The following is a 19390-nucleotide window of genomic DNA, read 5'->3' on the forward strand; positions in this document are numbered from 1 at the left end:
TGCGAGTCGTTCGGAGAACGAAGCGAACCGCTCGCGCCCGGACGACGCCGGTTCCCGCTCTGCAGTCACCGTGGGGCCCCCTCGCCGTCCGTCGCGACCGGCCGTTTCGTTCGGGTGAGCCGCGCCTCGAACGAGGTCCCGCCCGACGCATCGTCGCCTCCGAGCGCGCGCTGCTTCGCCACTTCCGCGTGGATCGCGTCCGTGATCCGCGGGTGTGTCCCGAGCGGATCCGCGTACTCCACGCCGCCGCGGCCGAGTTCCAGTTCCGCCGGAATCCGCTCCTCCGTCGCCTCCGTCCGCGAGAAGAAGAGCGGCACGGCGACGGACCGATCACCGGTCGCGTTGTACCGAACGCACTCGACGGCGGGGTTCTGGAGGAGATAGCACGTCAACACCTCGCCGTATTCCGACTGCTCGCGGAGGCGAGCCGCGTGGTAGTCGACCGTCTGTCGGTGGTACGGCTTCGAGCTGCTGCCGAACCCGACGAGAACGAGGGAGACGTCCTCGGAGACGGGGCGCAACTCGGCGCTCCGCGCTTCGATCACCTCGGTGACGGCGGGACTCCGCCCGATCGGTTCACAGTAGCGGACGTCTCCGGCGACGTACGAAAGGGCGGCGGGAACGGCGTCGATCGTCTCGTGGGTGTGTGCGGCACATATCGGGACCGCGTACACGACGTCGGCGGCGATCCGCTCGAACCGCCCGCGGAGTTCGCGGACCGGTTCGCTCTCGTAGGTCGCCACCTCCACGGCGTCGACGACGGCGCGGCGACGGAGCCGGTCGGCGTGTTCTTCGAGCACTTCGCGGGCGTTTCTCGTCTGGCGGGCGATGAGGAGGATTGCTTCGGATGTCATAGATCGTCCATTAGATCAAGTTTGATTTATCTATCCCAATTTGGGTTGACTTATGCGTGGAGACGAATTATAAAATAAGTTGTGGTGGCTCCGAGACGGGCCGAATCCGGCCGTCTTTCGGAGGCGAGGAGAACTACCCAGAGACCGGGAATCACCGCTCTGTCGCCGCGGGACGACGCGGACGTCGGATCCGCGACTCAGTCGGACCGAACCGCGAGCACGGAGAGGTCCGAGAACGGCGACTCGTCGGCGGTCGATTCGGCTGTACGCGCTCCGAGCGCTCCCAGCGTCGTCCGCGTCACCGATTCGTCGGGATGGGTCAATCGTTCCAGGACGAGTGCGTCGAGCGACTCCGACGCGCCGGATTCGAGCAGAGCGGCTGCAACGTCCGCCGGCATCCAGTCGTAGGGGCGCGGGAGCACCAGGAGGTGCCGATCACCGACGTTGGTCCGGAGCCGCGCCAGATCCGCCGTGATGTCCCCGCTCTTGTGCAGCGTCACGAAGCAGACATCCTCCATCGGCGTCCGCGCCCTGCTGGCTGCCACCTGTAGCGACGAGATCCCGGGAACCACCCGGACGTCGGCCGCGACGGCGGCCTCGACTTTCCCGACGAACTGGTAGCCCGAGTGGTTCGGATCGCCCATCAGGACCGCCGTCCCCCGTTCCCCGTCGGCGACGCGGTCGGCGAACGCTGCGAGCGTCTCGTCCTCGTCGCGGTATCCGCAGGTGAGGAGATCGGCGTCGGTCACTTCCTCGACGAACTCGACGACCGTCTCGAAGCCGACGACGACGTCGGCCTCGCGGATCGCCCGCTCGGCTCTCGGCGTGAGATAGTCGAGGTTCCCCGGACCGATCCCGACGGCGTACACTGGATTTTTCTCCCTGTCCAGGTCTAGTTCCGGCTCCGAGGCCGCGAACGTCGCCGGGTCGGTACCTGCATCTAGTTCGTAGTCGTCGCTCACGGGAGGTCGACCTCGCCGTTCCGGACGTCGCTCGCGACGTGGACGAGTTCGTTCGTCAGGCCCGCGGCCAGCCCGCTCCCGCCCCGGCGGCCGACGTTCGTGATCGCCGGGACGCCGTGGGCCGCGGCGACCTCGCGGAGACGCCCGCGGCTCTCGGCGGCCTTGACGAACCCGACCGGCGTGGCGACCACGACGGCGGGGCGGGTCCCGTCTTCGATGCAGTCCGCGAGCGCGAGCGCCGCGGTCGGCGCGTTGCCGACGACGGCGACGGCGCCGTCGTAGACGCCCTCGCTGTCGAGTTCGAGGACGGACGCGGCCGTCCGCGTCATCCCGGTTCGCTTCGCCAACTCCGCGCCGTTCCCGATGGCCTTCCGCACGGGACAGTCGTGACCGCGGCCGGTGATCCCCTCCTTTACCATCGTGATGTCGGTGACGATCGGTCGCTCGTCGAGGACCGCCCGCGCGCCGGCGACGACCGGGGCGTCCTCGGTCTCGCCGGTGAACCGCACGAGGTGCTGGAACTCGGGGTCGCCGGTCGCGTGGACGCTCTTCTGTCGGATGCGGTCGGCGAGCGTCTCGTCGGGGACGAGTTCGCGCACGCGGTCCATACTCGTCGCCGCGATGTCCATCGCGTTCTCGGTGGTCGCGCCGAGGTCGGCGTACGCCTCGGCGTCGTCAGACCCGGTTTCTACGCCCTCAGTCGTCATCGCTCGGCACCTCCGGGGCGTCCGCGCTTCCCGCACGCGCTTCGAGGTCGCCGTCGACGCGGAGGTTGAGGTTCCGGAGCCGATCGGCCGTCGCCTCGTCGGCCTCCCACAGCCCTCGGCCGATGGCTTCGAGCAGGGTGTCGGTGATGCTCTCTAAGGCCCACGGGTTCACGTCCCGCAGCCACTCCTGTCGGTCCTCGTCGAAGGCGTACCTCTCGGCGACGTCGCGCCAGAGGGTGTCGCTCACGACGCCGGTGGTCGCGTCCCAGCCGAGGACGACGTCGACGGTCGTCGAGAGGTCGCCGGCCCCCTTGTAGTCGTGTTCCTCCATACTGTCGAGCCAGTCGGGGTTGAGCACGCGGGCGCGCATCGCTTTCCTGACCTTCTCCTCGTTCGTGTAGACGGAGACGTTGTCGGGATCGCTGGAGTCACCGACGTAGGAGGCCGGCTCCTCGCCCGATATCTCCGAGACGGCGGTGATGAACCCGCCGTGGAACGCGTACCAATCGGAGCTGTCGAACTCGTCCTGCTCGGCGGTGTCCTCGATCTTGACCGTGGCGTCGACGCCGCTCAGCCGGCGCTCGAAGGCGTCGTGCGCCTCGGAGACGCGGCCGCGACTCCCCAGAGCGTATCCGCCCCACTGGACGTACACGTCGGCCAGATCGGATCGATCCTCCCAGTTGCCCTCGTCGACGGCCTTGTTCGTGCCCGCGCCGTACCCGCCGGGGCGGGTCGTGAACACGCGGTGTCTGGCGGCCGTCTCGGGATCGTCGACGCCGGCCTCATCGAGCCGTTCGGTCTCCTCCTCGACGTGCTTCTTCACGTAGTTCATCTCGTGTGGCTCGTCGAGGTCGACGACCGCGTCGACGGCGTCGTGGACGACGCTCGCGGCCTGGGGGAAGGCGTCGCGGAACAGCCCCGAGACGCGGGTCGTGACGTCGATGCGCGGCCGGTCGAGTTCGTCGAGGGGAATCGGCGAGACGCCGTCGACGCGCCCGGCGTCGGTCCACTCGGGTTCGACGCCCATCAGCGCGAGCACCTGCGCGATGGTCTCGCCGCGGGTCCGCACGGTGGGCGTTCCCCACGCGACCACGCCGACCGCTTCGGGATACTCGCCGTGCTCGTCGGCGTGGCGGTCGGCGGTGCCCTCCGCGACCTCCCGGCCGACGCGCCAGGCGCTCCGCGCGGGCACCTTCCTGGGATCGAGGGTGTAGAAGTTCCGCGCGGTCGGCAGCAGGTCGACTCCCCCCCGTGTGGGCGCGCCGCTGCCGCCCGGCGGCACGTACTCGCCGGCCAGTGCGTCCGCGGTTCGCGGGATCTCCTCGGACGCGCCCCGCACGCGCGGGGCCACCGCCTCGCAGATGAAATTCAGCGCCGCCCGGAGGTCCTCGTGCGCCCCCGACTGCACCCGCGCGTCCCCGAGCGGGTCGATATCGCCGGCTTCGCCGGCTGCTCGAGACATCTCCGATGCCTCGCTGTCGACGACGAGCAGATTCAGGTTCACCTCGTCGTCCGGCCCGGCGTCGACCGCCGACGCCGGCGGATCGAAGTCGTGCTCGGCCAGCGCCCGCACGAGGTCGAGGCTCGTCTCGTACACCTCGTCGGCCGCCTCCGAGAGCGTCATCCCGAGTTCCTCGTCGTAGTGGCCGGGGTCGTCGAGCATCCGCTCGTAGTCGACGCCGAGCGCGCCGGCGACGCTCTCTCGGAGGCTCGGTCCGCCGGAATTCTCCAGTCGCGTAAGCGCGACCAGGTACTCGGTCAACCGCTCGCCCTCGGGCGGTTCGCCCATCGTGTGGAGCCCCATCCGGATCTGGGTCGTCTTCACGTCCGTCAGGTACGCGTGGACGCGCTCGACGAGTTCGTCGATGCCGACCTCGTCGCCCTCGACTTCGCCCTCGGCAAGGGTTGTCCCCGCCTCGCCTCGCGGTTCGCGCTGCTCACCGCTCGGCCGATCCGAGGCGCTCCGCGCCTCGCGCTCCGGTCCGCGGAGTTCGGCCTTCTCGTCGATCTCGCCACCGATTCCCAACTCCACCGCGAGATCGAGGTCGTCGACCGTCTCGCGGAGGAGGGCTTCGAGGTGCTCGCCGTCGTCGGTACGGGCGTCCTCCATGCCGGCCTCGCGGTACCGGTCGGCGAGTTCCTCCAACTCGGACAGCTCGTCGTAGGTCCCGGCGTTACGCATCACCGGCGTGAGGTAGTCGACGACCGCGGCGTATGAGCGCCGCTTCGCCTGCGTCCCCTCGCCGGGGTTGTTGACGATGTACGGATAGACGTTCGGGACGTCGTCGATGAGTTGGTCCGGAGCGCTCTCGCCGTTCAGTCCGACCGTCTTGCCGGGGAGCCACTCCAGGCTGCCGTGCGTGCCGAGGTGGACGACGGCGTCGGCCTCGAAGGCGTTCCGGAGCCAGCCGTAGAACGCCACGTAGTCGTGGGGCGGCTGGAGGTCCGAGTCGTGGTAGACCTTCGAGGGGTCCACCCCGAACCCGCGCGGCGGCTGGACGGTGACGAGGACGTTCCCGAACTCCACGCCCGGGATCGCGAACGGTCGGTCGGGGGCCTCGCCCCACTCGTCGAGGACGTTCTCCCGAAAGCGCTCGTCAGTCGCCTCGAACCACTCGCGGTACTGGTCCGGAGCGACGACGTCGACGCTCAGGTCGCGGACGTCCTCGGGGGCGACCCAGCGGTCGTCGAGCGTCAGCTGGGCGGTCAGTTCCTCGATGAGTTCCTGACCGGTATCGGGGAGCGGCGTCGATCCCTCGGCTGCCTCGCCCAGGTCGTATCCCCGCCCGTCCAGTTCGTCGAGCAGATTGACGGTGCTCTCGGGGCTGTCGAGCCCGAAGGCGGTGCCGATGCCGTCGTCGCTCGGCGGGTAGTTGTGCAGGACGACCGCGACGTCCTTCTCCGCGTTCGGGACGTGTCGCAGCCGCGCCCAGTTGACCGCGAGCCGCGCGGCGTGGTCGACGCGGTCGTCGATCGGGAAGTGCTGCTTCGGGGCGCTCCCGATGCCCGCCTCGTCGTCGGTGCGCTCCTTCCCGCTGATCGGGTGGGTGACGACGTTTCCGTCGAACTCCGGGAGCGCGACCGAGAGGGCGAGCTCGAAGCCCATCACGCCCGTGTCGCTCGACTCGTATCGGGGGCGAGAGCGCATCGTCGTGACGGTCTGGATCACTGGCACGCCCAGTCTGTCCAGGAAGACGTCCTCCGCGCGCTCTCCCTCGCCGTCCGCCGCTCGCCCGCGCTCGTCCATCGACAGCGAGAACATAAATGAAGAGAGGACGGCGTCGACGAGGGGCTCCCCGCCGTCGAGGAGCCACTCCTCGGTCACCCGCTCGGCGTCCCACCGCTCGTCGGTGTCGGTCGCCGGGTTACAGAAGATCGGCAGGGCGTCCGCGCCCTGGGCCTCGACGGCCCGCACCTGCGCGTCGACGTAGCGCGTGTTCTCGTGGGTCCAGTGAGACTCGTAGAACCAGATCGCGACGGTCGGCGTCGACGGATCGAGTTCCGACACTAGCTCTTCGTACGATGCGCCGGGGTGGTCGGGGTGGTAGACGCCTTCGGTCGGGAGCGCCACGGGATCGTCGTACTCGCAGTCGACTCCGCCGTCCTCGCGACCGACGTCTCCGTACTCGTCGGCGAGAAAGCGGAGGCAGTTCGCGACGTTGGCGGTCCCGCCTCGCTCTAAGTACTCGTAGACGCGGTCGCGGTCGTCCGCGGCGACGGACGTGTCGTCGAGGGCGTAAGCGTCCCCGGTCGATTTGACGACGAGCGGAACGCCGGCGTCGCGCAGCCGCTCGACGGCGTGGTCGTACCCCGGCATACTCTCCTCTGCGCCGTGGAGCCAGAAGACCGCCGCCGTTGCCTCCTTGATCTCGTCGAGGAACGCGTCGACGTCGGTCCCGTCTTCGAGGTCGCTCTCCGAACGGACCACCAGGTCGACGTCCGTCCGGGTCGCGGCGCGCTGGACGGCCCCGAGTTCGTTTTCGGTCGCGGTGTACAGGCCGATTGTTGGCATAACGTTGTTAAACCTCTATTGCGCTAATTCAAGTATGATTGAATACAGTGAACGCAAAAAAGCTTCGCACGACAGGGAGTCGGGGCTCTCTTTCTCCGGGATCGTCGGTCAGGAGGAGCTCAAGCGAGCTTTACTCGCCGTCGCGGCGAACGACGGACTGGACGGCCTCTTGATCCGGGGCGAGAAGGGGACGGCGAAGTCGACGGCGGTGCGGGCGCTGACGGACCTGCTTCCCCGACAGGCGGTCGTCGCGGACTGTCCGTACGGCTGTCCGCCCGACGCGCCCGAACGCCAGTGCGAGCGGTGTCGCGAGCGGACCGATCCGCCGAGCACCGAGCGGCCGGTCCCGCTCGTGACGCTCCCGCTGGGCGCGACCCGCGAGCGGGTCGTCGGGACGCTCTCGGTGTCGGACGCCCTGGCCGGCGAGTACGAGTTCGATCCCGGCCTTCTCGCCCGCGCGAACCGCGGCATCCTCTACGTCGACGAGGTGAACCTCCTCGACGACCACCTCGTCGACGTGCTGCTAGACGCGGCGGCGAGCGGGGTCAACCGGGTCGAGCGCGACGGCGTCAGCGTCTCTCATCCGGCCGATTTCACGCTCGTCGGCACGATGAACCCCGAGGAGGGCGATCTCCGTCCCCAGTTGCGGGACCGCTTCGCGCTCCAGGCGACGGTGACGGCCTGCGAGGGCGTCGATCAACGAGTCAGGGTTCTGAACCGAGCGATCGGCTCGGGGGGCCACGACGCTCCAACGTCGGAGCCGCCGGACGGGGGAGACAGGACGGCGGGGTCCTCGAACGCGGAAGACGGGTCGGCGACGCGACGGGAACAGCTTCGGACAGCCCGCGAACTGCTCCCGGGGGTCGAACTGTCGACGGAGTTCAAGCGAGAGATCGCGGAGCTGTGCCGGGACTCGGGGACGGAGGGACACCGCGCCGATATCGCCACGGCGCGCGCCGCGATGACCTTCGCCGCTCTCGACGGACGTTCGAAGGTGATCGAACCCGACGTCCGGCAGGCGGCGGAGCTCGCGCTTCCGCATCGACTCCGATCACGCCCGTTCGAGGACGCGCCCGATCCAGAGGAGCTCGTCGACGACCACTTCGACGGCGAGGGTGAGGGGGGCCACGAGGATGAGGGTGAAGCGGACGGAGAACACTCCGAAGACGGAGCGGGAAGCGAAGCAGCGGGCGAGACCGGCGACCCGATAGACGGGAGCGACGACTCGACGGGAGAGACCGAAGGCCCCGGTGGTCGAGACGGCGGAGACGCGTCGGAGTCATCGACGGACCCTGAATCGTTGGAGGGGAGAAACGACCCCGATGAGGCGAGAGAGGGACCGCCATCGGAGGCTCGAAGCGGCGGCAGCGACCTCAATGGCACAGGATCATCGGCGGCGAACGGGGATCTGGAAACGGAATCCGACAGTTCCGACGCGGGCGCCGACGGTGAAGGCCCGGCGGACGACCCCGACGATGCGACGGAGGCCAGTCCGCTCGTTCCGGGGCAGTCGCCCGTCGAGATCGGAGCGGGGCGCGCTCCCGACCTGACCGCGCCGAAGGCCGTCGAGGGGGCGAGGACGAGCGGTGGTACCCGGGCGCAGACCGGTCCGGACGTCGATAGTGAGGGCGTCCGGATACGGACTCAGCGTACCGACTCAGCGGCGGACGTCGACGCCGCCGCCTCGGTCCGCGCGGCGGCCGCCCGCGGGGCGTCGTCCGTCGAGTCGCGGGACCTCCGGCAGTCGGTCCGCCGGAGCGACGCTGCCGCCCTGGTGCTCTTCGTCGTGGACGCCAGCGCGTCGATGCGGCCGGCGATGCGCGCAGCGAAGGGAGCCGTGCTCGAACTGCTGAAGGACGCCTACCGGCAGCGCGACGAGGTCGGGTTCGTCGCGTTCGCCGGCGACGGGGCGGACGTCCTCCTCCCGCCCACGAACAGCGTCACGCTCGCGGCGCGACACCTCAAGGAGCTGCCGACCGGCGACCGGACCCCGCTCCCCGCGGGGCTCCGGACCGCGGGCGACGTCCTCGACCGAGCCGAACCGGCCGCCGCCGTCGTCGTCGTGGTGACAGACGGCCGCGCGAACGTCGCCGAGGGGAGCCCGGTCGGTGAGACCCGCGCGGCCGCTCGGCGACTGGCCGAACTCGGCGCGCACGTGATCGTCGTCGACGCGGGCGGCGGCGGGAAAGCCGGGGTGTCCGGGCTAATCGCCGACGAAACAGACGGGACGCGCGTTCCGCTTTCCGCGCTCTCCGCCGAGCGGATCGACGCGGCCGTCGGTGCCGCGCGCGAAAGCTGAGTTTCTCTCACACGCAAGATTTACAATCTAACTTGTCTTTGTCCAAGTGTGATTTAGAATGCCGGCAACCACCGACACCGTCCACGGCCGAATCGAAGGGGCCCGAATCGAACTGACGCCGACGCAGGCCGCCGTCGGGTTCGCACTCGTCGCAGCCCTCGGGTTCGCGCTCCTGTTCGTTCAGGAACCGATGCTGCACGACTCGATGCACAACTTCCGTCACGCCGCGGGCATCACCTGCCACTGACGATGCTCACTTCCCATCTGAAGCGGGGCGTGAAAGCCGGCGTCGTCGCCGGACTGGCGTTCGGCCTCCTCCTCGCGCTGGTCGCCAACCCGCTCGTCGCGTTCGCCGACGAACTCGGCCACGAGGGCGGCGATATCGACGGCGGGATTGCCGAGTCCGGGACCGGCGAGCACCACGAGACAGACGGTGGTCACCACCACGGGGCGGACGGCGGCCACCACGGCGGAGCAGGTGACGGACCCCACGAGAGCGTCGTCTCCTCGACGGTGACAAACGGCGTGAGTGTCCTCTCCGGCGTGCTCTGGGGGATCCTCCTCGGCGGCGTCGTCTTCGGTTTCGCCTTCTACCTCCTCGAACCCGCGATTCCGGGGACCGAGGGTACGAAGAGCTACCTCCTGGCGGCGGCCGGGTTCGTCACCGTCTCGGGCGCGCCGTGGCTCGTCCTCCCTCCGCGGCCGCCCGGGGTCTCGCAATCGCTGCCCACGGAGACCCGAACGCTCCTCTACGGCGGGATGATGGCCGTCGGCGCGCTGGCCTGTCTGCTCTCCGGATACGCGTACCAGCGGCTCCGGGAGCGACGCGGACGGGGGGCCGCCGTCCTCGCGGCCGCGCTCCCGTTCGGCCTCCTGGCCGTCCCCACTGCGTTCGCCCCCGCAAACTCGGTCGAGAGCGCGCTTCCCCCCGACCTGGCGACGGGGCTCGTCGGGATGACCGTGTTCGGCCAGGCGCTGCTGTGGGTGCTCCTCGCGGGCGCCCACGCGCGGCTCAGTCATCACTCGGTCGAAGACCGTCCCTCCGACGTCGCCAGCGACCGTTCCGACGTCTCTGTCACGGCGGACTGATGCGGTCGAGAACCGATGACGTCGTCGACGGAGGGTTTTCCGCCCACGTGCTCGTCTGCACGCACGCGCGGGACTCGGAGTACGCCTGCTGTGCGGAGGCACACGGTCGAGACGTGTACGAGGCGGTCAGAACGTGGCTGCGCGACCGCGACGTCTTCTGGTCGCGCGTTCGCGTCGCCGAGACGAGCTGTCTCGGCCTCTGCAGCGCCGGGGGGACCGCGGTCGCGATCCACCCGCGGAACCGCTGGTACTCCGACGTGGTTCCCGAAGACGTGCCGGAACTACTCGAAGGCGAGTTCGGCGCGGACGCGTCGAAGTTGGGAGAAACGCGATAGCAGGCGGATGAGATCTTCTCCTCGCTACTCTTCGACGGGGAACGTCTCGTGCAGCACGTCGTGGGCCTCGCCCAGTCCCTCGAGGACGCTTTCTCCCTGATCGGTCAGCCGGTGCACCGCCCGTTCGGCGTCGCGGACGGCCACGAGCCGTCCGCGGACGTAGCCGTACTCCGGATCCTCGGCGTCGGTCGCGGCGACTTCCGCTTCGAGGTCCACGAGCGCCGCGTCGAGATGTCGCTCGATCTCCGAGAGCGTCTCCGCGTTCGCGAGGGCCTCGATCGGGCCGTCCAGACGGCCCTCCAGTTCCTTCTCCGCGTGTTCGCGCACGCTTCGGTCTTCGGTGCCGAGCACGTTCATCAGTCCGAGTCGTAGGGCTTCGATTTCGTAACAGCTCATTATAGTATTTGACCGACGAGGTCCGAGACGATGCGGTCCCGATCGAGGTGGGACGAGACGATCCGCTCCGCGTCGCTCCCGTCGACGTCGCCGTACCAGACGCCGTCTGGGTAGACGGCCACCATCGGGCCGTCTCCGCAGCGCCCGAGACACGACGAACGCGTGATCCGGGCGTCGCAGGCGTCGGAGTCGCGTGCGGCCTGCCGCAACCCTTCGAGCACGGCCGGCGCGCCGTCGGCGGCGCAGGTCTGGTTCGTACAGACCGCGACGTGCTTCGCCGGCGCGTCGTGCGCGTGGGGCTCGTCGTCTATGTCGTCGCGGTCGGCGTGTGACTCCTGGTGGGTGAGCGCGCGCAGCGTCGCTCTCGCGCCGCCGACGTCCTCCTCGTAGCCGTCGATTTCGACCTTGTACTTGCAGGTGTCACACGACATATCGACGCTCTCCGTCCGGGCCTCCTGCCAGCGGTCGCCGAGGACGTCCAAGAGCCGGTTGTCGGTTCCCAGCGGATCGCCGGCGGCCGCGTCGACGTACGGGTACTCGCCGTCGAACTCGGCGGTCCCCTCGCGGATCCGGCCGGTGAGGACGCCGTCGCCCAGCATGTACGGGAGCACGACGACGGCGTCCGGTCGGTGTTTGGCGGTCGCGTGCAGCGTCTCCTCCAACCGCGGCTCGGTGACCCCGATGAACGACGTCTCCACGCGGTCGAAGGCGCGCCCCTCGTACAGCAACCGGGCGAGTTTGTGCGCGTCGGCGTTGGCGTCCGGGTCACTGGAGCCGCGTGCGCAAAGTACGACCGCGACCTCGTCGGTCTCGCGGTCGACGCCTAACTCGGACTCGACGGCCGCCGCCCGGTCGTCGAGCAGGTCGACGAGCGCGGGGTGGACCCCGAGGTGCGCGCCGTTGTGGACGGTGACGCCGGGGTGATCGCTCCTGGCTCGCTGGACCGCCAGCGGGACGTCGTTCTTGACGTGGCTCGCGGCGAACAGCGACAGTTGGACGACGGTGATCCGCGAGACCGTCGCCGCGAGCCCCGCGATCGCGTCGGGGATAGAGGGCTTCGCGAGTTCCAGAAAGCCGGCATCGACCGGAAGACCGAGCCGGCCCTCCAGGTCGGCCGCGAGGGCCCGGACCTGTTCGTTCGACTTCTCGCGGCGGGAGCCGTGGCCCACCAGCAGCACGGCCTCGTCGTCGAGCAGACTGCTGTCGTCTCGCGCGCCCGGAGCGGATTTCGTGTTCGTGGTCATCTGGAGAGCGTCCCCACCTCGCTAGCCGTGGCGCGTTCGACGCTCCGGCGGAGTTTTTCCCGGCGCGCCGCCGAGTACAGCCCGGAGTCGTCGCTGCCGGCGTAGGTCCACCGCGCGAAGGCCGCGATGTCTGCGTCGTCGGCAAGCCCGAACCAGTAGCCGCCCGAAGACGTCTCGGAGAGATCGTCGGTCGGGACGTCGGGCGCTGCGGAAGCGAGTAGCGACCGGACCGCCCGGAGCAGCGCCTCGTCGTCGTGGACGAACGAGACGCCGACCGACTCCGAGGACTCCCGGAAGCAGACGGTGCCGCAGGCTTCGAGGACGCCTCGAACGAGTTGCGGTCGGTGATCGGCGAACGCGCCGAAACGATAGCCGCCGGGCTGGCCGTCGATCGGCAGCCCGAGGGCCGCGCCCGCACGCTCGGCGGGCGCGCCGAACACTTGCAACTCGTACTCGTCCTCGAAGCGGACGATCGAGGCGTCGTGTGCCGACTCGCGGGCCGCGACCCGGTGGTCGTGATCGACGCGGACGGTCCCGGCGACCGCGGCCAGCGCGTCGGCCGATGTCTCATCCTCCACACGGACGGTCACGCAGTCGCGCGTCAGTTCGCCGTCGCCGGCGACGCGCCCCCAGAAGTACGCCGTCGCTGGCGTCGCCGCGAGCAGGTCCTCGACGGGATCCGGCGTCCCCGACTCTCGCTCCGTGCTACTCATTTTCTGCCCCCGGTAGCACGTCGATGGCATCGACCGGACAGGCTCGGGCGGCCTGCCTGGCGTCTTCCAGGCGCTCGTCGGCGAACGAGACGAGGAGTTCGCCGCTCTCGTCAGCCTCACCGGCGGCGACGTCGCTTCCGTCACCGCCGCCCCGTCCACCGGCGACGGTAGCCGGGCTGTCTGACGCCTCGACTGTCGCCAACCCGTCCGACGCCTCGACGAACCGGTCGTCGCGCACGAGGCAGGCGAAGACGCCCTCGCAGGCCTCACGGTCGAGACGAACTCGGTACTCAGTAGTCATACTTGGACTCGTAGCCGCGGGGGGTCACCATCCGATCGTCCCAGACGTACGTCTCCTCGTTCCCGACGAGGATGGTCGTCGTCATATCGACGAGGTCGGTCTCGCCGAGTCCCTCTAACTCCCCGAGTTCGACGATGTCCACCGCCTCGTCGTCGCGACCCGCACCGTGCACGATCCCGACCGGCGTGTCCGCCGGGCGGTGTTCCAAGAGGATTTCACAGCACTTCCGGAAGTTCTCCCGGCGCTTGCGACTCCAGGGGTTGTAGATCGCGATGGTGAACCCCTCCTTCGCGGCGGCGTGGAGCCGCGACTCGATGGTCGGCATCGACGTCAGGTGATCCGACAGCGAGATGCTGACGGTGTCGTTCACGAGCGGCGCGCCCAGGCGCGCTCCGCAGGACTGGGCGGCCGGGACGCCGGGGACGACCTCGAAGTCCACCATACTCGCGGTCGCGCCCTTCGATTCCAGAATCTCCAGCGCCAGTCCGGCCAGCGCGTAGACGTTCGGGTCCCCGCTTCCGATAATAGCGACGTCGTTGCCGGCGAGCGCCCGATCGATCGCCTCCTCGGTCCGTGTCACCTCGCCGCACATCGGCGTGTCGTACAGCTCCTCGGCCGAGTCGGTGACCTCCTGCGGGAGGAGATCGACGTACGTGGTGTAGCCGACGACGTGCTCGGCCTCCAAGAGCGCCCCGCGGGCGCGCTGGGTCATCCCCTCGGGCTGTCCGGGTCCGAGTCCGACCGCGACGAGGCGTCCGGGGTCGGCCTCGAAGTCGTCGACGGTGGATTCGACCTTCTCGTCGGTCGTCGCTCGCTTCGATCCGCCGCACTTCGAGTCGGACGGGGAGTCGGATCCGGACGCCAGGTCGGAGCCCGAAGCCCCGCAGGCCGATTCGTTCTCGTCGATCGAGGTGGACGCCCCGCACTTCGACCCGGAACTGGTCTGGGTCACGGCGTCGGCCGCACTCGAATCGGTCGACGCGCCGCAGGTCGTTTCGGTGTCTGTACTCGGCTCTGTGCCTGTACTCGGCTCTGTGTCTGTACTCGGCTCTGTGTCTGTACTCGTCTCGGTGGTTTCGTCAGTGCTCATTGTCAGAAGTCGTCGACGTCACGCCCGCCGCGCGGGGTGACGAGGTGCTTTTTGTACTCGTTCTCCCAGACCGTCGTCTCGTGGGTACCGATCAGGATGGACGTCCCCATCCCGCCGACCTCGTCCTCGTGCCCTTCGGCCTCGCCGAGGGTGGTGATCGTGTGGGTCTCGTCCTCCAGGTTCCGGCCGGCGTCGCCCCTGCCGGCGTCGTTGAAAATCCCCACCGGAACGTCGTCGGCGCGTTCCTCCCGCACCACGTCGATGGCGCGCTGGTAGTCGCGCCAGCAGTTGTACAGGACGATCACGAACCCGCTGATCGCCCCCGCGCGCAGTTTCTCCTCGATCTCGTCCCACCCGCGCCACTTGTCCGACAGCGAGACGGTGCAGAAGTCGTTCGACAGCGGCGCGCCGAGGTTCGCCGCGCCGCCGAGCGCCGCCGTCACGCCGGGGACGACTTCGATCGGAACGTCGTCGGCGTCCTCGGCCTCGGCCATCGTGAACAGCAGGTCGCTCTTGCCGTAGACGTTCGGATCGCCGCCGGAGACGTGGGCGACGTCCTCGCCCGCGCGGACGCGCTCGAACGCCTCGCGGGCCAGTTCGATCTGCCGACCCATCGACGAGCGGACGAGCGTCTGGCGGGTGCCGTTGGGACGTTCGAGGACGGTTCCCGACTCGTTTCCCGCCGTCGTCATCGCGTCCGCGCCGTCCTTTGTCGCCGCTCCCCCGTCGGGCGCGGCGTCCCCCGTCCCCGCCGTATCGACCTCCGCGCTCTCCGGCGGGAGCGTCCCGTCGCGTCGGAGAAACTCCTGATAGAGGTTCGAGGCGATCACGCAGTCGGCGGTCGCGACGACGTCCTTCGCCCGCTGGGTCATCGCGTGGGGCAGTCCGGGACCGATGCCGACGACGTAGAGCGTCCCCAGCGAGTCGCCGTTGCCGTCGTCGCCGTCCCGGACCGCGTCATCGGCGCTGTCGCCCCCGTTCGGGGCCGTGTCATCGCTGTCCCCGCCGCTCGGGTCCGCGCCGCCGGCAGCGGAGCCGTCCATCCCCGCCATCTCACTGCCCCACCGCGACGGTCACGGCGTCGTCGAAGCGCTCTTTTTCCCTTACGAGGTCGTGCTCGCGACCGCCCGCGATGGCCGACGCCTCGGCGATTCCGGGCCAGCCGATGAGCTCTTTCGACCGCGAGGGCGAGGGCCCCTCGAACGCGTCGAGGGTCTCCTTCTCGAACAGGACGACGCCGGCACCGATCTCCCGGGCGGCCTCGTAGAGGCCCTCCTCGCCCTCCTTTCGGGTGCCGGTCGCGACGAAGTCGACGTCGGAAAAGTCCGCTCCGAGATCGTCGAGGGCGGTCGCCCAGGCGTCGAGCACCTGGGACTTCTTCACCCCCGAGACGGTCCCGGTTCCGAGGACGACTCCGTCGTCCGCGTTCCGCTCGAGAACGGTCACGTCGTCGTCGACGAGGACGGCACGGGGGCCGTCCAGGCGCGCGACGGGACCGAGTTCCCCGTTCAGGACGGCGAGGTTCGTCGCGACCGTGGAGTCGCCGTTGACGACGTGTGCGTCCAGCGCCTTCGCCTTGCTCTCGACGCCCTGTTTGCCCGCGGCCTCGCTGGCGGTCGTCATCGCGGGCACCGCGCCCAACTGCGAGAGGTCACCCGCGACTTGGTTCGCGCCGTGATGACCCCCCGTGATCGGGATGGCCCAGGTGAGTTCCTCGTCGACGACGACGATCGCGGGGTCGTCCCACTTGTCGTCGAGCAGCGGCGCGGTCTTCCGCATCGCGATGCCGGAGGCCATCAATCCGACGAAGCAGTCGTACTCGCCCCAGTGCTCGGCGAAGACGTCGCCGTGGTACTCGATTATGTCCACCCGATCGTAGCCGTCACCGATCCCCGCCGCGATCTCCTCGGCGGTGTCGAGTTTCCGCTCGAAACTGACGATCGCGATCTCCTCGGCCACCTCCCCGTCGGAGTCGGGCGTGGAACAGTGGCCGTTCGATCCGCCCGATGCGTTTGATTCGTCCGGTTCGGTCTCTTTGCCGTCCGTCGTGTCCGCGTCGGTAGTGTCGGTGCTCATCGTTCAGTCGTCGGCCTCGCTCTCGGTCCCGCCTCGGTTCGCCCAGCCGTCGTACAGGTACGAGCGCTCGTAGCCCGCCTTCCGCGCGGCGTCGCCGATGACGACGAGCGCGGAGGCGCGGTAGCCCGCCGCCTCCAGCCGCCCGCCGATCGTCCCGATCGTCCCCTCGATGACCTCCTCGTCCGGCCACGACGCGTGATAGACGACGGCGACCGGTGTATCGGGATCGTGGCCGTCCTCGAGGAGCCGATCCATCGTCTCGCCGACCGCGTGGGTACCGAGGTAGACGCAAGTCGTCACGTCGCCCATCCCGACGAACTCGCCGATGTGGTCGTCCTCGGGATCGAGCGTCTTCCCCTGCGGGCGCGTGAACGCGACGTGGTTCGACACGCCGTTCAGGGTGAGCTGGGTCCGGAGCGTCGCGCTGGCGGCGAACGCCGAGGTCACCCCCGGGACGATGTAGGTCGGAATGCCCTCGTATTCCAGCGCGTCCATCTGCTCTACGGCCGCTCCGTAAATCGCTGGATCGCCGCTGTGGAGTCGGACCACGCTCCGGCCGGACTCGTGGGCGTCCCGCATCAGCGGCACGAGTTCTTCCAGGTCCTTGCCGATGCTCGACACCTGCTCGGCGTCCTCGCAGTGCTCCTCCAGAAGTTCGCTGTTGACCAGCGACCCGGCGTGAACCACGAGATCCGCGGACTCGACGAGTTCCTTTCCGGTGACGGTGAGCAGCCCCGGATCGCCCGGGCCGGCCCCGACGAACGGGATCCCCTCCTGCACCTCGCCGGCGGTCCGCGCGTCGATTCGGGGGTCGCGTTCGCTCGCTCGCGCGGCCGACTCCGCGTCGATGGCGTCCTGCGGGTCGGTCATCGCGACGATCCCCCCCGGACCCCGTCACCGCAGGCCTCGCTCTCGGCGCGCTCGACCGACGCGAGGTCGGAGGCATCCTCAACCCCCGGGGTCGATCCTACTCCCCCTTCGGTGTGCGCCGTCGACTCCACCCCTCCGTCGGTCTGCGCCGCGGGCTCGGGATCGGTCTCCGGTTCGCCGCCGAACGCCGCGGTGGCCGGCTGCAGATCCAGCCCGCGCTTCTCCGCGTACGCGAGGGTGTAGTAATCGCGGTCGGCGAGGGCCTCGGGATCGTCGGTCACGACGGTCTCGCCCTCATCCATGTACAGCCTGCGGCCGTACACGACGTCGTATCCGGCGTCGACGAGTCCCTCGTGAGTTGCGGGGACGTCGGTGACTTTGAACAGGACCAGTCGGTCCGGACCGGTGGGGGAGGCCCCGCGGGCGGCCTCGCGGAGCGCGATACTCGCCCCCGATGCGATTTCGACGCCGAGAGCGGTGGTGAAGGCCGTCACGGCGCTCACTCCGGGGACGACCTCGACGTCGACGTCCGGGTGGAACGCCGCGAGCGTCCGACGCAGGTGACCGAACGTCGAGTACACGTTCGGATCGCCGAGCGTGACGAACGCCGCGGTGCCGTCGCGGGCTCGCGGTGCGATCTCCGCGGCGGCCGCCTTCCAGGCGCGCCGGAGCTCGTCCTCGTCTCGGGTCATCGGGAAGTCGACGTCGCCGATCCGCGCCTCGGGGACGTGCTCGGTCGCCACGGAGCGAGAGAGGCGTCCGGGCGAGTACGCGACGTCGGCCCGTTCGAGGACGCGACGGCCGCGGACGGTCACGAGGTCGGCGTCGCCGGGGCCGAGTCCGACGCCGTACAGGGTCATCGCTGTCCCCCGTCGACGCCGCGCGACGGCGACCGCCGCGAATCGGTGCGGCGCTCCCCGCCGTCGGCTGCGGCCTCCTTCGCGCCGCCGACGAGCATATACACCGGGTTTTCGGAGTCGAAACTCGTCGCCCCGGCGAGTTCGTAGCCGTGGCTCACCTGGAACTGGACCACCTCGTCGAGGAGGCCACGTTCACGGAAGGCCTCGGTGGCCGCCCCCGCGACCTCCAGCCGCGAGACGTTCATCACGACGCGGTCGACCCGGTGCTCGACCGCGTGGTCGAGCACGGCCTCGTAGTTTCGACTGCCGCCGAGGAACAGGGCGTCGGCGTCCGTCGGGAGCCCCTCCGGCGCTTCGGACTCCCGCAGTTCCACGTTGTCTGCGGCGTCGTTGGCTGCGAGGTTCTTTCTGCTCGTTTCGACCCGCTCGGGCTTCCGTTCCAGTGCGGTGACCCGCCCGGCGCGCCGTGCCGCTTCGACGGTGACCGCGCCGGTGCACGAACCGACCTCGGCGAAGTGATCGGTCGGTTCGAGATCGAGTTTGCTGAGAAGGACGGCCCGAACCTCGGGTTTCGTCGGACCGGCCTTCGCGTCGTGTGGAAGCGAGACGTGCGCCATCGCCGAACACAACTATCGTAGGCCGTAAAACAATTTTGATTGTTTTAGAAAAAGTTAGATTGGTTAAATTGCCCGCTTGCCTCGTCGAAACTCAATTTCGCACGGATTAAGGCAAAATTACTTTACTTTCCGGTCCGGATTCCCGGCAATGTCGAGGAACGCCGAGGACGCCGAGGAGTTCGGCGTCCTCCAGAGCAAACGGAACGCGACCCGCTATCAGATCCTGGTCCAGATCGCCGAGCGGCAGCCCGCGGTCAATCAGCAGGAGATCGCCGACGCGATCGGGATCACCGCCCAGGCGGTCAGCGACTACCTCCAGGACCTCGTCGAACACGGCTACGTCAACAAGCACGGTCGCGGCCGCTACGAGGTGACGAAAGAGGGCGTCGACTGGCTGATCTCCCAGACCGACGAGCTACGCGGGTTCGTCCGGCACGTCTCCGAGGACGTCATCGGCCAGGTCGAGATCGAGACGGCGATCGCGACGACCGAGATCGAAGAGGGAGAGACCGTTACTCTGACGATGCGCGGCGGGACCCTCCGCGCGATGTCGGGTGATACCGGAAACGCAACCGCGGTTGCGGTGACGGACGCCGCGGCCGGAACGGACGTCGGGATCACGAACGTCGAGGGCGTCGTCGACTACGAACTGGGAACCGTGACGATCGTTTCGATCCCGCAGGTCCAAAACGGCGGCAGTTCAGAGGTGGATCCCGAGCGGATCTCGGACCTCGCCGAGAAACACGATCTGCTCGCCGTCGGCGGAGCCGAAGCCGTCGTCGCCGCCGAGGCGGCGGGCCTCGACCCGGACATCCGATTCGGCAGCAGTGCCGCCGTGCAGGAAGCGGCGACGAAGGGCCTCGATATTCTTCTTTTGACCTCGACCGATCTGCTCTCGGCGCACACCGACAAACTCCGAGCGCAGAACCTCAGCTACGAGGTCGTCGACGCCGCCGACGCGTGAG

Annotated in this window: 19 protein-coding genes; 5 read left to right on the plus strand and 14 right to left on the minus strand. The window is 69.2% G+C overall.

Features of this window, described 5'->3' with window-relative positions:
- Positions 1-65 precede the first annotated feature (65 nt).
- The 4 genes from NO876_RS02420 to NO876_RS02435 all read right to left on the minus strand — a co-directional run bounded on the left by NO876_RS02420 (position 66) and on the right by NO876_RS02435 (position 6535).
- Positions 66-854, minus strand: a complete 789-nt coding sequence (locus tag NO876_RS02420; RefSeq protein WP_256420065.1) for a CbiX/SirB N-terminal domain-containing protein — start codon at positions 852-854, stop codon at positions 66-68.
- A 197-nt stretch (positions 855-1051) separates the two neighbouring features.
- On the minus strand, positions 1052-1816 hold the full coding sequence (locus NO876_RS02425) for a cobalt-precorrin-7 (C(5))-methyltransferase (RefSeq protein ID WP_256420066.1): 765 nt from the start codon (positions 1814-1816) through the stop codon (positions 1052-1054).
- On the minus strand, positions 1813-2523 hold the full coding sequence (locus tag NO876_RS02430; protein ID WP_256420067.1) for a precorrin-8X methylmutase: 711 nt from the start codon (positions 2521-2523) through the stop codon (positions 1813-1815). The genes NO876_RS02425 and NO876_RS02430 overlap by 4 nt, the downstream gene beginning before the upstream one ends.
- Positions 2513-6535 carry a cobaltochelatase subunit CobN gene (locus tag NO876_RS02435; RefSeq protein WP_256420068.1) on the minus strand — a complete coding sequence of 1341 codons (4023 nt, stop codon included), beginning with the start codon at positions 6533-6535 and terminating at the stop codon, positions 2513-2515. Before NO876_RS02435 ends, NO876_RS02430 begins: the two co-directional genes overlap by 11 nt.
- A gap of 34 nt (positions 6536-6569) precedes the next feature.
- On the opposite strand from NO876_RS02435, the gene NO876_RS02440 reads away from it, so the two are divergent.
- Genes NO876_RS02440 through NO876_RS02455 form a run of 4 tightly spaced genes read left to right on the plus strand, consistent with a single transcriptional unit; the run spans position 6570 to position 10258 of the window.
- Complete coding sequence (locus NO876_RS02440; protein WP_256420069.1) at positions 6570-8834, plus strand: VWA domain-containing protein; 2265 nt, start codon at positions 6570-6572, stop codon at positions 8832-8834.
- A 58-nt stretch (positions 8835-8892) separates the two neighbouring features.
- On the plus strand, positions 8893-9081 hold the full coding sequence (locus NO876_RS02445) for a CbtB domain-containing protein (RefSeq protein WP_256420070.1): 189 nt from the start codon (positions 8893-8895) through the stop codon (positions 9079-9081).
- Positions 9082-9083: 2 nt separating this feature from the next.
- On the plus strand, positions 9084-9923 hold the full coding sequence (locus tag NO876_RS02450) for a CbtA family protein (RefSeq protein WP_256420071.1): 840 nt from the start codon (positions 9084-9086) through the stop codon (positions 9921-9923).
- Positions 9923-10258, plus strand: a complete 336-nt coding sequence (locus NO876_RS02455; protein WP_256420072.1) for a (2Fe-2S) ferredoxin domain-containing protein — start codon at positions 9923-9925, stop codon at positions 10256-10258. The genes NO876_RS02450 and NO876_RS02455 overlap by 1 nt, the downstream gene beginning before the upstream one ends.
- 24 nt (positions 10259-10282) lie before the next feature.
- Here the strand turns inward: NO876_RS02455 and NO876_RS02460 are convergent, their stop codons facing one another.
- The 10 genes from NO876_RS02460 to cbiT are packed head-to-tail and all read right to left on the minus strand — an operon-like array spanning position 10283 to position 18425.
- Positions 10283-10654 (minus strand): DUF3209 family protein, encoded by a 372-nt coding sequence (locus tag NO876_RS02460; RefSeq protein ID WP_256420073.1) that lies wholly within the window; start codon positions 10652-10654, stop codon positions 10283-10285.
- Positions 10654-11898: a CbiX/SirB N-terminal domain-containing protein gene (locus tag NO876_RS02465; protein ID WP_256420074.1), complete on the minus strand. Its 1245-nt coding sequence runs from the start codon at positions 11896-11898 to the stop codon at positions 10654-10656. Before NO876_RS02465 ends, NO876_RS02460 begins: the two co-directional genes overlap by 1 nt.
- Positions 11895-12611 carry a cobalamin biosynthesis protein gene (locus NO876_RS02470; protein WP_256420075.1) on the minus strand — a complete coding sequence of 239 codons (717 nt, stop codon included), beginning with the start codon at positions 12609-12611 and terminating at the stop codon, positions 11895-11897. The genes NO876_RS02465 and NO876_RS02470 overlap by 4 nt, the downstream gene beginning before the upstream one ends.
- Positions 12604-12912, minus strand: a complete 309-nt coding sequence (locus NO876_RS02475; protein WP_256420076.1) for a ferredoxin — start codon at positions 12910-12912, stop codon at positions 12604-12606. Before NO876_RS02475 ends, NO876_RS02470 begins: the two co-directional genes overlap by 8 nt.
- Entirely contained in the window at positions 12902-14002 is a 1101-nt protein-coding gene (gene cobJ / locus NO876_RS02480) for a precorrin-3B C(17)-methyltransferase (protein WP_256420077.1), read from the minus strand. Before cobJ ends, NO876_RS02475 begins: the two co-directional genes overlap by 11 nt.
- 2 nt (positions 14003-14004) lie before the next feature.
- Complete coding sequence (locus tag NO876_RS02485) at positions 14005-15045, minus strand: precorrin-3B C(17)-methyltransferase (RefSeq protein ID WP_390276873.1); 1041 nt, start codon at positions 15043-15045, stop codon at positions 14005-14007.
- Between the two features lie 10 nt (positions 15046-15055).
- Positions 15056-16078: a cobalt-precorrin 5A hydrolase gene (gene cbiG / locus NO876_RS02490; protein ID WP_256420079.1), complete on the minus strand. Its 1023-nt coding sequence runs from the start codon at positions 16076-16078 to the stop codon at positions 15056-15058.
- A gap of 3 nt (positions 16079-16081) precedes the next feature.
- On the minus strand, positions 16082-16948 hold the full coding sequence (locus NO876_RS02495) for a cobalt-precorrin-4/precorrin-4 C(11)-methyltransferase (RefSeq protein WP_256420080.1): 867 nt from the start codon (positions 16946-16948) through the stop codon (positions 16082-16084).
- Positions 16945-17808: a cobalt-factor II C(20)-methyltransferase gene (locus NO876_RS02500; protein ID WP_256420081.1), complete on the minus strand. Its 864-nt coding sequence runs from the start codon at positions 17806-17808 to the stop codon at positions 16945-16947. Before NO876_RS02500 ends, NO876_RS02495 begins: the two co-directional genes overlap by 4 nt.
- Positions 17805-18425, minus strand: a complete 621-nt coding sequence (gene cbiT / locus NO876_RS02505) for a precorrin-6Y C5,15-methyltransferase (decarboxylating) subunit CbiT (protein ID WP_256420082.1) — start codon at positions 18423-18425, stop codon at positions 17805-17807. Before cbiT ends, NO876_RS02500 begins: the two co-directional genes overlap by 4 nt.
- Positions 18426-18573: 148 nt before the next feature.
- On the opposite strand from cbiT, the gene NO876_RS02510 reads away from it, so the two are divergent.
- A complete protein-coding gene (locus tag NO876_RS02510) occupies positions 18574-19389 on the plus strand; it encodes a DUF7839 domain-containing protein (protein WP_256420083.1) in 816 nt (271 codons plus the stop codon).
- Position 19390 lies beyond the last annotated feature (1 nt).

It is taken from the genome of Halobellus rarus, assembly GCF_024494595.1.
GTDB lineage: Archaea > Halobacteriota > Halobacteria > Halobacteriales > Haloferacaceae > Haloquadratum > Haloquadratum rarum.